The sequence below is a fragment of the Actinokineospora enzanensis DSM 44649 genome, from assembly GCF_000374445.1.
In the GTDB taxonomy this organism is placed as follows: Bacteria; Actinomycetota; Actinomycetes; order Mycobacteriales; family Pseudonocardiaceae; genus Actinokineospora; species Actinokineospora enzanensis.
Genome location: NZ_KB894408.1, coordinates 219,043 through 232,133, shown reverse-complemented (window position 1 = coordinate 232,133; position 13,091 = coordinate 219,043). Strand labels below are relative to the sequence as shown.

The following is a 13,091-nucleotide window of genomic DNA, read 5'->3' as shown; positions in this document are numbered from 1 at the left end:
CGTGTCCCTCTGGCTCTGCTTACTGTTCGCCATCACGGTATCGACTCCGGTCGTCCTCGGACTCGCCTTCGACCCCTCACGCCCTCTTCGGGACCAGGTTTCCTTTCGCCATCGCCGCAGATGCCGCGACCGTAACGCGGCCGCCAGCCGGGAGCGCACCACCCAGCGCATCCACGAGCACCTCGTCGCTGGGCGGCCCATCCTGGCTCTCACTTACGACCATCGGCAGCTCGTCGAACTCGCCCGCCGCTACGGAATCCCCCGCGGGCGGCTCTACCGGCTTACCCGCGAGACGCAGGTACGCGGCTTGGCCCGGGGCCTGCTCCTGCTGTCCACGTGGGACTACCGCACCCACGACAACATCCCCTGGCAGGTGCTCGCGGTACGCGAGTTCGAGGAGATCACGATCCCGCGCGAGGAGATCGGATGAGCACCTGCGCCCCCGACTACGCCCGCGCACCCAAGGTGGTCCCGCTGTGGCACGAGCTGGCCGCGTGCAGGCTGTTCCCTGAGGCGATGGACTGCTGGGCCGACCCCAAAACCACCGCGCAGAAGACCGTGGCCCGCATCGTGTGCGCGGCCTGCCCGGTCCGACTCCAGTGCGCGACCGGCGCCCTGGAACGCCGCGAGCGCTGGGGAATCTGGGGCGGGCTCGACTACGCCGACCGCAAGCTCGTCGCGGCCCGCCACGGCTACCTGCCTCCGGGAGACCCGCCCGAGCACGGAACCAACTCGCGCAGGGTGAAGTGGGGCTGCGCGTGCCCCGATTGCAAGCGGGCGCACGCGGTCTACGAGGTCGACCGGCGGGCCCGCGCGCGCCGAGCCGCCCAGCGCCGCGACGTCTGGCGGTCGCCGCTTCTCGTACTCGCCGCACCCCGTGGTCGCGGACGACGGCGCGCCCAGGCGGGGCAGTTGCTGCTGCCGCTGCCGGGCCTGCCGGAGGTCCGCTACGCCACCACACTCACCGCCGCCTGACCCGCAGGTCGGAGGGCGTTCCCCAGCGAAACCTGTTGCGCCCCTTGACCATCCGCCTTTCGGCAACCGGGTGATCCTAGGTGACAAAACCTGGAAACCACTGTCCCGCAACCTATCCAGAGAGGATGATCAACACATGGACACCATCACCGTCGCCTTCCGCATCGACGCCCCCACCCCCGACCAGGCCAAGCGCGTCCTCGACGCCATCGAGGCCGCGGGCGGGGTTCTCGTCACCCGCCATCACACCCACCGCCCCAAACGCGGGTCCGGCGCGTTCCGGGACGGCCACTTCACCATCGCCCAGCCGAAGGGCTGACCGTGCACGACTTCGTCGAAACTCTGGCGGTGCCCGGCGCCTGGACCGCCACCCTCACCATCCCCGCGATCCCGGCCCCGGTCGTCCGCGCCGCCCTCACCGGCATCGCACGAGACCTGGACCTGCCGGTCGACGCCGCGCTCATCGGCACCGAGGAAGCGATCACGACGGCCCTGCTCTACCGCGACCCGTCCCGCACCCACGGCGCCCCGGACATCGATGCGTGCGAGGCCGCGGTCGACCTGATCGTGTCCGAGACCGGATGGGCCCGCCAGCCGGCGGCACCGCCCGCACTCACCGTCCCGATGGGACTCAAGCCTGGATACCACACCACCGCCCGGTTCGACCCGGCTGCGGCCCGCGCCGTGCTGGCCCAGACCTGCGGGGCGTCCGGCTGGGAGCTGACCCCGGCCATCCTCATGTCCGCCCGCCCCGTCGGAACGGAGATGCGCACCTACCACGAGCACGGCGCCCTCGTCCGCGCCCGCCCGCGCCTGCTGACCGGCGTGGCCACCGCCGCCCGCCTGCTCGGCCAGCTCCGGTGGGTGGGCATCGACGAGTCGACCGGGCGCACGGTGGTCATGGCCCGGCCGTGCGAGTGCGGCCAAGGGCGGGGCTGATCGCCACCTTCAGGCGGCGAGGATGGCGGCAGCGGCGAGGTGGTAGCAGCGCAGGCCGCGGTCACCGGCGGGGCAGTCGCAGCGCCCGGCGTGCTGGTCGATGCTGTAGGTGGCGTCGCCCCGGCTGGAGACCGCCAGGTAGATCTTGGGGGCGGTGCGGGTGATGGCGCGCAGCTCCAGCAACTCGGCCGCCTTCTCGATCTGGACCGGCTTGTATTCGGCGGTCTCGGCGACCTCGTTGGTGGCCTTGGCGATCTTGGCGGCGCAGGTGCGGCCGTAGCCGCGGGCGATGCTGGTGGCGGAGCGGAGGGTCCGGCCGCAGCGGCCGCAGTGGGTGGTCGTGGTGGTGGTGGTGTTCATCTTGACCCCTCTTGTTCTGCTCCCGTGTACCGCTACAGAGTATCGCAACTAAGTATCGCAACGCAACTGTGTATCGCAACTCGGTTCCGCTACCCTGGTCGACATGACCGGACTCGACCGCGCCACCGCGCGATACCTCAAGGCCAAGGCCGAACTCGACGCCGCGACCGCCGTCGTGGCCGAGGAGATCGTTGTCGAACTCCGGCGTGGCACACCTCCCACCGATGTAGCCGAGCGCAGCCCGTACTCACCCGCCTACGTACGCCGAATCGCCCGCGAGCACGGCATCGCCCCCGCCCCACCAGGTCCCAAACCCAAGGGATGACATGACCGGACAGGGGTGACACCCACTGGTCACCATCCCCACGTGCCCGGACCCGCCCTCAGCCAGCAACAGCGCGACGCGATCGCCGCGGACATCCGCGAGACCGCGGGCACCACCGACGGCAGCGTCCGCCGCATCGCCCGCCGCCACGGCGTCGGCATGGGCACCGTCCAACGCATCGCGAGGGACTACGGCCTGCTCAACGCGTGGCGAGACGGCGCATGGCGAACCGAAGCCGCGAACAGCCAGAAGGCCGCGCACATCGCCGAGCGACGCAACCAGCTCGCCGCCGACCTCCTCGACGACATCGACGAGCTACGCGAGCGGCTGCTGGCCGACGTCACCCACCTGCACGTGGTCAAGGACGCGGGCCCGATGGCCGGTGAACGCGTCGAGTACAACACCACCCCGGCTGGTCCCCGCGACTGGCAGTCCACCATGGGCGCCATCGCCGCGGCCGCGCGCACGGTCGCCGAGTACACGCGCCTGGAAGCCGAGAACAGCGGAACCGGTGCCGCGTCCGGATTGCTGGAGCAGTTCGAGAAGTCGCTACGCCTTGCCCGCGAGCAGCGCGACCGCGCCGCCGGGGAGGCCGCGGCGCAGGGCGCCGAGTGACCGCGCCCGCGCCGCCGTCCCCGGCCGAGGAACTGGCCGCCCTGTCGATCAAACAGCAGGACAGCATTCTGGACGCCTGCGCCCGGCTGAACGTGTGGGAAGGCAGCATCCGGTCGGGTAAGACCATCGCGTCCATCGCCCGCTGGCTGCTTTACGTGCGCACGGCACCGCCGGGCCCGCTGGCCATGATCGGCCGCACCCGGGACTCGGCCTACCGCAACGTCATCGACGTCATCGCCGACCTGGCACCGGACGCCATCACCTACACCCCCGGCGCACCGCGATGCCGCATCCTGGGCCGCACCGTCCACGTACTCGGCGCCCACGACGCCAAGGCCGAGAAGACCATCCGCGGCCTGACACTCGCGGGCGCCTACGTGGACGAGATCACTGTCCTGAAGGAGGACTTCTTCGTCCAGCTTCTGGGCCGCAGCTCGGTACGCGGCGCGAAGCTGTTCGGCACGACCAACCCCGACAGCCCCGCCCACTGGCTGCGAAAGAAGTACCTCCTACGCGCCGGTGAACTGAACCTCTACACCGTCCACTTCGCGCTCTTCGACAACCCCGGCCTGTCGCAGGAGTACAAGGACAGCATCGCCAGCGAGTTCACCGGCCTGTACTACAAGCGGTTCGTCCTCGGGCTCTGGGTCGCCGCCGAGGGCGCGATCTACGACATGCTCGACGAGAACCGCCACCACCACGCGGCCCCGCCCAGGAACCGATGGCAACGCGCCTGGATCTCGATCGACTACGGCACCAGCAACCCCACCCACGCCGTCCTCCTGGTGCTCGCGGCCGACGACACCGGCCGCGACCGGTTGTGGTGCGTCGCCGAGTGGCAGCACAACGGCCGCGAGGCCGGACAACTCACCGACGCCCAGATCAGCGCACGCCTCGCGACATGGGCCACTGCCGAACTCGCGGACACCGGTCTGGTGCCCACCACGGTCCTCGATCCGTCCGCGGCGTCGCTGCGGGTGCAACTGCGCGCCGACGGCTGGCCGGGCCTGCGGTCCGCGGACAACCGCGTCGACGACGGGATCAAGGCCACCGCGTCACTGCTCGGTGGCGAGCGTCTGCTGGTGGACACGACTCGATGCCCTATTTTGTGGGATGAACTGTGCGGCTACGTCTGGGCTGAGGAAGCCCTGCTACGCGGCGATGAGGAACCGGCCAAGGTCGACGATCATGGGCCGGACGCGCTGCGGTACGGGGTGATGGCCGCGCGCGGCGTATGGCGGGCGTGGCTGCCGGAACTGGCTGCGATGACCGATCTACCTGCTGCCGCGTAGGTGTTCGGTGGCCCTGTCGACCTGCCGGGCGGCGTCCGTTGATCGCGGAGCACCCGCAGCGCGGGCTCTTGCCGGGGCTTACCCAACGGAACTATGTCCCCGGTGCGGCTTGTCTCGCAGGCCCGGCAGGCGGGGCCACCGAACGACGCCAGTCTAGCGAGTGCTGCTGGAGCTGATCGCCGGCCGAACGGGTGACACTGCGCCGGAACCTTTGCTGACGTGCTGATCGAGCCCGGCTCCCAATGGCCCCCACCCGGACATCAAGCCCTGCGCCTGCGGTGGCGGTCATGGCGTGCGTGGTGGACCGGCTCCACCCGCAACCTCGCCCGCCACGTCCCCACCACCGTGCCGGGCGGCTACTGGCACAAGCGGGAACGGCACCCCGAAGAACGGGCCGTGCACTCCGCCCTCGCCCGCGACATCGCCCGCACGTCCGCCGATTTAGTCGTGGGCGACACCCCGAGCCTTGACTGGGGCGCGGACAAGAAGATGCAGGACGCATGGGACCACTTCGCCCAAGCCGCGGGGTGGGGCAACACGCTGCTGGAGGCCGCCGAGACCACGGCCGCGCTCGGCGGCGTGTTCCTCGTCCCAGCCTGGGACGCAGACATCGCCGACCACGCGATCCCCACCGTGGTCCCGGCCGACCAGGCGCTGCCCGAGTTTCGGTTCGGCCGCCTGCGGCGGGTGGCGTTCGTGCGCGTGCTGCCCCCGCCAGCGGGGTGGACCGCGTTGCAGCGAGGCGAGGTGTGGCGGCATATCGAGCACCACGAACCCGGCCAGGTGCGCAACGAACTCTGGCTGGGCACCGAGATCAGCGTCGGCCGCCTGCTTCCGCTGACCGATCACCCGTCCACCGAGGATCTGCTCGACTCGTACTCGACCACCGCGATCCGGCCGGGGATCTTGGTCGAGCACTGGCCCAACATCCTTCCGGACCCGGACGAGGACAGCGGGATGCCGATCGGACTCAGCGATTTCCAGGGCCTGGAGTCGCTGATGGACTGCCTGGATGAGGCATACAGCAGCTGGATGCGGGACATCGAGCTGGGCAAGGCCCGGATTCTGGCGTCAGCCGAGATGCTGGACGCCGCACCCCAAGGCCGTTCGCGGTGGTTCGGCGGCCGTGCCGCACCTGCCAAGGTGTTCGACGAGGACGCGCGCGTGTTCACGCCGATCCCGGGCCTGCCCGCCGACGACGCGGGCAAGGCCGCTCCGCTCACGCCGGTGGAGTTCGCGATCCGGTTCGAGGAGCACCGCGAGACCTGCAAGGCTTGGATCGACGCGATTGTGTCGCGCGCAGGGTATTCGCCGCAGACGTTCGGGATCGACGTGGACGGTCAGCTCTCCGGCACCTCGTTCCGGCTGCGACGGCACCGTTCGTCCCGGACCGGCGGCCGGAAGCGCCGTTACGCACGCCCGCCGATCGAGCGGTTCGCCGAGACCCTCGCACTCATCAACGCCGTCCAATTCGGACAACCCAAGCCCACCACGCGCCCGACTCTGTCGTGGCCCGAGGGGGACCAGGACGCGAAGGAACTCGCCGAGGTCGTCGAGCTTCTGCGCCGCGCGCAGGCAGCATCCGACGAGGTGGTGGTGCGCATGCTCCACCAGGATTGGGATGACGACCAGGTCCAGGCCGAAGTGGACGCGCTTGCCGACGAGCGCGCGATCGCGCCGAGCTGGGACGGCACGGAGCCGATCACCCCCGGCCCGGTCGACGACGGGCCTGCCGACGGCGGCGGCGAGTAGTCGTGGTGCGCGGGGTCAGTCCCGGCGACGCTGCCCGCGTGCTGAAACTCCTGCTGGACGTGTGGGACCAAGCGGCCGAGCGGATGCTGGCCACGGTCGTCAAGCACCTCGTCCGCGGACACACTGCGCCGGACTGGGCCACGGCCAAGACCCGGGAGACGCTGGCCCTGCGCGCCGAGCTGCGCGCCGTCGTCGCCCAGGCCGACGCGCTCACGCCCGAGCTGGTCACGCTCGCGCTCGACGAGGCGTACGCGATCGGCGCGCGGGCCGCGACGACGCTCGACGTGCCCGCGGTCGTGTCCCGCCCGCAGGCGGTGCAGCAGCTCGCCACCCGACTCGTCACGCGACTGGAAGGCGCGCACGTCCCGGTCATCGCCGCGCACGAGCGGATGGCATGGCGGGTCGTGTCCGATGTGGAGCTGGGCGTGCAGGCTGGGGCGGGCACCCGGCAGGACGCGATCGCCGAAGCGGTCGACAAGCTGCTCGTGCGCGGGGAGGACCGGTTCGTCGACAAGAGCGGGCGCCGTTGGCATCTTGACGCCTACGCTCGGATGGCAGGCCGCACTATCAGCGGGCAAACCGCCGTGCAGGGCCAGTTGGACACCATGGTGGCCGAGGGCAGGGACCTGGTGGTCGTCTCCGATTCGCCCAGAGAGTGCGGTGTCTGCCGCCCGTGGGAGGGCAACCTGCTGTCGATCACCGGGCGGACCGCGACCGGCACGGCCGTCGACAGGCTCACGGTCGCGGGCACCGTCGCCGAGGCGGTCACCGCTGGACTCCAGCACCCCAACTGCACGCACCGCCTCGATCCCCACGCAGTCGGTTTCACCCGCGCGCCGCGTCCGGCCGAGAACCCCACCGGCTACCGCGAGCAGCAAACCCTGCGCCGCCTGGAGCGGGAGATGCGGGACCTTCGCCGCCGCCAGTCCGCCGCCGAGCAGATCGACCACAACGGGCCGGTCGCACGCCGTCTGCGCGCGCAGATCCGGGCGAAGTCGACGCGAATCCGCGAGCACACCGAGGCCACAGGCCAGATTCGGCGGCGCGATCGGGAGCAACCCGCTGGGTGACAGATCTGTTGCACAGTGTCGCCATGAGCAACCTGACCGACGGCAACCCGCCCCGTCCGATCCTCCGCTACTTCGAGCACAACCACCTGCCGCCCGCGCTGGCCGAAGTGGCCCGCATGTTCCATGCGCTCGCGCATGAGCTGGAAGGCCGGTTCACCCCGGACACCGATCCGGCCGAGCACACCACCGCACTGCGGAAGCTCTTGGAGGCCAAGGACGCGGCCGTCCGCGCGCACCTGTAGGTGACAGCGGCGGGCCACGGTGACCCCGGCACACACCATCGTCCAGGCCGAGGAGTCCACCGTGGCCCGCACCGCAATCCCCGTCCAGCTCGCCGACACGACCGGCGCCGAACTCACCTTCAGTGCGGTCGACGCGAGCGCTGCCCCGAACGGCAACTCGTTCCTCTACGACGGCGGCCCCGCCGTGGTGCTCATCAAGAACGCCGACACCGCGTCGCACACCATGACCGTCCCGATCCCGCTGCTGGTCGACGGACAGACCGTGACCTCGCGAACGGTCACCATCCCGGCGGGCAAGACCTACCGGTGGCGGCCGAGCCCGGTCTACCGGCAGCAGGACGGCAACGTGTACCTGAACTTCGACGCCGCGACGTCGATGACGGTCGCGGTGGTGGACCTGTAGGTGACACCAAGGGCACAGGGTCCGGGGCATGACCGCACCTACCCCCGGACCCGCCCCGACCGCGCCCGGAGTCGCCCCCGATGGGCAGCAGCCCGCGCCCGTGGCAACCCCGCCCGCCGGGCCCGCCCCCGCCGGGCCGACCACCCCCGCCCCCACCGCCCCCGGTGGAACGCAGCCCGAAGGGGCCACGCTCGGCCTGACGCAGGCCGACCTCGACGCGCTCATGAAGGACCGGCTCGACCGGCAGGCCGCAAGCCTCACCGCGCAGTTCACCGCGCAGCAGCAGGAGTTCCAGGCGAAGCTCTCCGCCGCGTTCGGGCTCGCACCGGAACAGCAGCAAGACCCCGCCGCCGCACTGGCGGCAGCACAGCAGCAGGCCGCCGCCTACCAGGACCAGGCGCGGGCCGCGATGGTCGAGTCCCTCGCGCTCGCCGCGGGCATCAAGGCTGAGCGGGTCGGGGTGTTCGCGAGGCTGGTTGACCTGACCGGTGCACTGAACGGCGTCAGCCCTACTGACACCGCCGCAGTGCGGCAGGCCATCAGCGGAGCGGTGACGACCACCGCCGAGCAGTACCCGGAGTGGAAGACCGCCCCGGGCCTGCCAGCGTCGTCCGGCGGTGACCGTACCGGTGTCGGTGCCCCCAGCCTGGACGAGCAGATCGCCGCCGCGCAGCGGGCAGGCGACCATCGCACGGCGATCGCGCTCAAGCGGGCGAAGGCGCTCCAGACCCCGCAGTGACACCGGCCGGGTCTAGTGAGGACCGCAGGCACCCCGCCCGGATCACTGCGCCCGGCACCACGGAGGCTCCTTCGCTCGAACTCCGCGAGCACGAGAACACCTGACTGTCCAAGGAGAACGCCATGTCCGGAATCACGGGCCTGGGAACCATTTTCAACCTCCCGAACTACACGGGCGAGCTGTTCGCGCTCACGCCGGAGGACACCCCGCTGCTCTCGTCGATCGGTGGCCTGTCCGGTGGTGGCCAGACCACATCGACCGAGTTCGAGTGGCAGACCTACGACCTGCGCGACCCGGGCCAGCGAGTCAAGGTCGAGGGCGCCAACGCGCCGACGGCCGAGGAGCGGGCGCGGGCGAACGTGACCAACGTCGTCGAGATCCACCACGAAGCCGTCGAGGTCTCGTACACTAAGCAGGCCGCGACCGGGAACCTGGCCTCGCCGCAGTCGGCGCCGTACGTGCACCCGGGCGGTGGCCCGAACCCGGTCGCGAACGAAATGACGTGGCAGGTCGAGCAGGCGCTCAAGTCGATCGCGCTGGACGTGAACTGGACGTTCTGGAACGGTCAGTACGCGAAACCGAGCTCAAACGCCAGCGCCCGCCAGACCAAGGGCCTGCTCGCCGCGTGCACCACCAACCGGATCGCGAAGGCGACCACGGTCACCGGCGCCAGCTCGGCGACCGACACGATCACCTCGACCGCGCACGGCCTGATCGACAACGACAAGATCGTCTTCCGCACGACCGGCGCCGCGACCAACATCGTCGCGGGCCGCGTGTACTACGTCGATCAGATCGACACCAACAACTTCAAGGTGTCGACCTCGCAGGGCGGCGCCGCGCTCGCCCTCGGTACCGCGACCGGCCTGTCCTGGGTGAAGCCGTGGACCACCACGCTCACCAAGGACCACGTCCACGACATCATCCAGGCCGTCTTCGACAACGGCGGGCTCACCGAGCAGGGCACCGCGACCCTCGCGTGCAACAGCATCCAGAAGCGCGCCCTGACCGCCGCGTTCGCTGACGCCTACGGCAAGTACACCGAGACCAGCCGCACCGTGGGCGGTGTCGCGCTGACGACGATCGTGACCGACTTCGGGACGTTCAACACGATGCTGGACCGGCACCTGCCGCAGGACATGATCGTCCCGGTGTCGCTCGAACAGCTCATGCCCGTCTTTCTGTCCATCCCGGGCAAGGGCGTGTTCTTCGAGGAACCGCTCGCGAAGACCGGGGCGAGCGAGCGCAGCCAGATCTACGGCGAGATCGGCCTCAAGTACGGCAACGAGCGCGCCCACGGGGTCCTCGAAGGACTGAAGGTCTGATGCCGACCTTCGAGCGCAACAGCGGCGGGCACCTGGCCGCGAGCATCCGCACCCACGACCAGACCGAGATCGCCCGATACCGACGTCTGGTCGAGGACGGCATCGAGGGCTGGCGTGAAGTCGCCGACCCTGGCAAGGCGCCCAAGGGGAAGACCAAGGGTATGTGGCAGGCCGACGCCGAAGCGCTCGGCCTGGACACCTCTGGCACCATCCCCGAGCTGGTCGAGCGGATCAACGCCAGGATCGTCGAGCTGAACGAGCAGGCGGCCGAGCTGGGCGTCGACCCGACTGGCCTCACCGCGGTGGAGCTGGCCGCGGCGATCGAGGCCAAGCTCGGCGAGTAAGCGGGAGCCCGCGGCCCGGCAGGTTGCCGTGGTGGGCACCGGGGAAGGTGGTCCCGGGCTGCGGGCTCCTACCATCATGAGGAAGGGGGTGGACGGCGATGCCGTGGTACGCACAGCGGAAGGGCTTGCCCGAGACGCACTGGATGTGGGTCGACCCGGGGACTGAGCTGGAGCGCGCGTACGTGGCGATCGGGTACGTGGTCGTGCGGGTTGACGTGGTGTCGGTCGACGAGCCGCCGGTCGACGCCGCGCCCGCCCCGACCAAGCGGAGGCGGTAGCGGTGCAGGATCTTCCTGTGGTCGCGTGGGTGTTGTCCGTCGCTGCTGTGATCGCGGCGTTGATCATCATTGGTAGGGCGGTCAAGGCCACGCTCGCGTTCATGCGGACGCTGGCGCATTTCGCGGATGACTGGTTCGGGGAGCCCGGTCGTCCGGGTATTCCTGCGCGTCCGGGGGTCATGGCGCAGCTCGCGGCGGTGCGTGCGGAGCAGGCCGCGATCGTCGAGCGCTTGGCGGTCGTCGAGCACGAGCTGTTGCCCAACTCGGGTAGCAGCCTGCGGGACGTGGTGGATCGGGTCGAACAGGCTGTCCGGCCGGAGTGACACCCGCGCCTGATGGTCCGGGTGTGGCTGACGAGTACTTCCCGTTTGATGGTGCCCCGGTCTACGAAGGCCAGTGGGCGGGTATGGCTCCCCTCTGGGCGCCGGATGGCCTGGATGCGCGCACGCCCGTGGTGACCTTGGGGTCCGGGTTGACTTTTACGATCCCGAGTGGACTGTCCGGGTGGGTGCGCGGCCACCGGTATCGCAACACGGCCGCACAGGCGAAGACGGCCGCTGCGAACACGAACAGCAACCCGCGTATCGATCGTCTCGTGCTCAAGCTGGATCGGTCGGCGAACTCGATCCTGCCCGTGATCAAGGTCGGCACCCCGTCGGCTTCGCCGGTGGCGCCGGCCCTGACCCAGACGGACACGCTGTGGGAGCTGCCGATGTGGCGGGCCACCTGTCCGGGGTCCGGGTCCGCGCAGAACTACAGCGGACTCACGCCGGAGTGGCGTCCGGTGTCGACGGAGCGCGCCCGGCACGTGTGGACGTCCTCGGTCACGGTCGGTGCCGGGGGCCAGAACTTCAACGCCGCATGGGCTGCGGACACGCAGCAGCGGGACGGCGTGGCCAGTATCGACGGGAGCGGGCGTCTGCTGCTCAACGTCCCTGGCCGTTGGTCGATCCGATGCGACTTCACGTCCGATGCGGTCGCGGCGGGCATCAGCCAGGTGTGGATGTCCTGGCCTGGAGGCAGTTTCGAGGCCGCGGGCGGTGAGATCCGGGACCGGCGAATGCGCGGCTCGGGCAGCCCAGGGTGGGGCGTTCTGTCGCAGTCGCTTTCCTGGGATGGACTGGTGCTCGCGCCGGAGCACCTGGCGCCGATCACGTGCGCTGCGGCTTGGGACGGCCCGACGTCCGCGGTGCCCTACTACGCCCGGCTGGCCGCGCACTATCTCGGCGGGTGACACCCGGGCCTCAGGCTCACCGGCATGGCGCTACCACTGGCGAACCTGCCCGCGATCCTCCGTGCGGCAGGGATATCGGTCGTCGAGTACCCCGGGTGGTCGACACGAACTCAGACAGACGGTCCATTCGCCCCCAAGGGCGTGATCTGGCATCACGACGCGAGTCCACCCGGTCCGACGCCGAGCGAACCCGCGTACATGGCCGATCCGGCGCACAACGGAGCCCAGTGCTGGGTGGACACCCGAGGCGTGTGGACGGTCATCGCGGCGGGCCGGATGTGGCACGCCGGACTCGGAGCCGGGTGGGGCCGGATCGCGGCGAACCAGGGCAACAGGGACGCGATCGGCATCGAGACCGATCACACCGTGGGCGAGGCGTGGCCCGCCGCGCTGCTGGACAGCCTGCGAATCGGGACCGCCGCGATCTGCCGAGCGTACGGCTGGGACCCGGCCACATCCCTGTGCGGGCACAAGGAATACGCGCTGGGTAGGAAGCCGGACCCGGACAGGCTCGACATGGCGGCCGAGCGGCGCACGGTCGTCGCGCTCATTACCAACCCCAAGCAGTCCCAGGAGGACGACGTGGTGACCCCACAGGACATCGACGCGATCGCAAGGGCAGCAGCCCAGGCGACCGCTCCGGCAACCGTGAACGAGCTCATGAGCCGGGGAATCGGGCTCGGCGTTCCCGTCGAGGACCACTCGCTGCCCTTCTCCGGTGCGGTCAAGTACCTCGACGCCAACGCATCGGCCACGCGGGAGATCGCAGCTCGGATCGAGGGCCTGGTGCAGCAGCTCATCGCGGCGGTATCCGCTCACGGCGTGCCCGTGTCCGCCATCGACTACGACAAGCTCGCGGCCGCCGTCAACGACGACGCCGCGCGCAGAATGGAGAACTGATACATGGGCGACAAGCTGACCGCGTGGGTACGCACCGTCGTGCCAGGACTGTGGGCCGCGCTGGTGGCGTGGCTGGTCTCGCTCGGCCTGCCTACCGAGGTGGTGACGGCGGTCGACGGGCTTGGGCAGATCGTGCTGGTGCCGGTCGCACTCGCGGCGGTATACCAGGCGGCTCGGTGGGTTGCGAGCAGGTCTCCGGCTTGGCTCGCAGTCCTGCTGACCGGCTCGACCACCACCCCGACCTACCAGCCCTCCGCGAAGGACTGATCCGCCGTGCCGATCCCCGGAAACCTCACAC

General features: G+C 70.3%; 20 protein-coding genes. 19 read left to right on the top strand and 1 reads right to left on the bottom strand.

What is annotated here, in order from left to right; translation table 11 throughout:
* Position 1: 1 nt before the first annotated feature.
* The 4 genes from C503_RS0110705 to C503_RS0110690 all read left to right on the top strand — a co-directional run bounded on the left by C503_RS0110705 (position 2) and on the right by C503_RS0110690 (position 1,914).
* Positions 2-430 carry a hypothetical protein gene (locus tag C503_RS0110705; RefSeq protein WP_033400457.1) on the top strand — a complete coding sequence of 143 codons (429 nt, stop codon included), beginning with the start codon at positions 2-4 and terminating at the stop codon, positions 428-430.
* Entirely contained in the window at positions 427-975 is a 549-nt protein-coding gene (locus tag C503_RS38910; RefSeq protein ID WP_018682197.1) for a WhiB family transcriptional regulator, read from the top strand. The genes C503_RS0110705 and C503_RS38910 overlap by 4 nt, the downstream gene beginning before the upstream one ends.
* 136 nt (positions 976-1,111) lie before the next feature.
* Positions 1,112-1,294 (top strand): hypothetical protein, encoded by a 183-nt coding sequence (locus C503_RS0110695; RefSeq protein WP_018682196.1) that lies wholly within the window; start codon positions 1,112-1,114, stop codon positions 1,292-1,294.
* Between the two features lie 2 nt (positions 1,295-1,296).
* A complete protein-coding gene (locus C503_RS0110690; protein WP_018682195.1) occupies positions 1,297-1,914 on the top strand; it encodes a hypothetical protein in 618 nt (205 codons plus the stop codon).
* A gap of 9 nt (positions 1,915-1,923) precedes the next feature.
* On the opposite strand, the gene C503_RS43185 is transcribed toward C503_RS0110690, so the two are convergent.
* The gene (locus tag C503_RS43185) at positions 1,924-2,274 is read right to left on the bottom strand and encodes a DUF6011 domain-containing protein (RefSeq protein ID WP_018682194.1); all 351 of its coding nucleotides are present in this window, start codon (positions 2,272-2,274) and stop codon (positions 1,924-1,926) included.
* Positions 2,275-2,377: 103 nt separating this feature from the next.
* On the opposite strand from C503_RS43185, the gene C503_RS0110680 reads away from it, so the two are divergent.
* The 15 genes from C503_RS0110680 to C503_RS0110610 all read left to right on the top strand — a co-directional run bounded on the left by C503_RS0110680 (position 2,378) and on the right by C503_RS0110610 (position 13,060).
* Entirely contained in the window at positions 2,378-2,599 is a 222-nt protein-coding gene (locus C503_RS0110680; RefSeq protein WP_018682193.1) for a hypothetical protein, read from the top strand.
* Positions 2,600-2,641: 42 nt separating this feature from the next.
* Positions 2,642-3,214 (top strand): hypothetical protein, encoded by a 573-nt coding sequence (locus C503_RS0110675; RefSeq protein ID WP_018682192.1) that lies wholly within the window; start codon positions 2,642-2,644, stop codon positions 3,212-3,214.
* Positions 3,211-4,506, top strand: a complete 1,296-nt coding sequence (locus C503_RS0110670) for a PBSX family phage terminase large subunit (protein ID WP_018682191.1) — start codon at positions 3,211-3,213, stop codon at positions 4,504-4,506. Before C503_RS0110675 ends, C503_RS0110670 begins: the two co-directional genes overlap by 4 nt.
* Positions 4,507-4,725: 219 nt before the next feature.
* Positions 4,726-6,258, top strand: coding sequence for a hypothetical protein (locus C503_RS0110665; RefSeq protein WP_018682190.1), 1,533 nt, complete (start codon positions 4,726-4,728; stop codon positions 6,256-6,258).
* 38 nt (positions 6,259-6,296) lie between these two features.
* A complete protein-coding gene (locus tag C503_RS0110660) occupies positions 6,297-7,328 on the top strand; it encodes a phage minor capsid protein (RefSeq protein WP_245572445.1) in 1,032 nt (343 codons plus the stop codon).
* Between the two features lie 23 nt (positions 7,329-7,351).
* Entirely contained in the window at positions 7,352-7,570 is a 219-nt protein-coding gene (locus C503_RS0110655; protein WP_026316154.1) for a hypothetical protein, read from the top strand.
* Positions 7,571-7,631: 61 nt separating this feature from the next.
* Positions 7,632-7,973, top strand: a complete 342-nt coding sequence (locus tag C503_RS0110650; RefSeq protein WP_156893122.1) for a hypothetical protein — start codon at positions 7,632-7,634, stop codon at positions 7,971-7,973.
* Positions 7,974-8,001: 28 nt separating this feature from the next.
* Positions 8,002-8,712: a hypothetical protein gene (locus C503_RS0110645; protein WP_156893121.1), complete on the top strand. Its 711-nt coding sequence runs from the start codon at positions 8,002-8,004 to the stop codon at positions 8,710-8,712.
* A 122-nt stretch (positions 8,713-8,834) separates the two neighbouring features.
* Positions 8,835-10,037 carry an SU10 major capsid protein gene (locus C503_RS0110640; protein WP_018682185.1) on the top strand — a complete coding sequence of 401 codons (1,203 nt, stop codon included), beginning with the start codon at positions 8,835-8,837 and terminating at the stop codon, positions 10,035-10,037.
* On the top strand, positions 10,037-10,381 hold the full coding sequence (locus tag C503_RS0110635) for a hypothetical protein (RefSeq protein ID WP_018682184.1): 345 nt from the start codon (positions 10,037-10,039) through the stop codon (positions 10,379-10,381). The genes C503_RS0110640 and C503_RS0110635 overlap by 1 nt, the downstream gene beginning before the upstream one ends.
* A 98-nt stretch (positions 10,382-10,479) precedes the next feature.
* Positions 10,480-10,659 (top strand): hypothetical protein, encoded by a 180-nt coding sequence (locus tag C503_RS0110630; protein WP_018682183.1) that lies wholly within the window; start codon positions 10,480-10,482, stop codon positions 10,657-10,659.
* 17 nt (positions 10,660-10,676) lie between these two features.
* Entirely contained in the window at positions 10,677-10,982 is a 306-nt protein-coding gene (locus C503_RS0110625; protein WP_018682182.1) for a hypothetical protein, read from the top strand.
* Between the two features lie 23 nt (positions 10,983-11,005).
* A complete protein-coding gene (locus C503_RS0110620) occupies positions 11,006-11,893 on the top strand; it encodes a hypothetical protein (RefSeq protein ID WP_156893120.1) in 888 nt (295 codons plus the stop codon).
* A 24-nt stretch (positions 11,894-11,917) separates the two neighbouring features.
* Complete coding sequence (locus tag C503_RS43180; protein WP_084476976.1) at positions 11,918-12,793, top strand: peptidoglycan recognition protein family protein; 876 nt, start codon at positions 11,918-11,920, stop codon at positions 12,791-12,793.
* Positions 12,794-12,796: 3 nt separating this feature from the next.
* A complete protein-coding gene (locus C503_RS0110610; RefSeq protein ID WP_018682179.1) occupies positions 12,797-13,060 on the top strand; it encodes a hypothetical protein in 264 nt (87 codons plus the stop codon).
* The last annotated feature ends 31 nt before the right edge of the window (positions 13,061-13,091 follow it).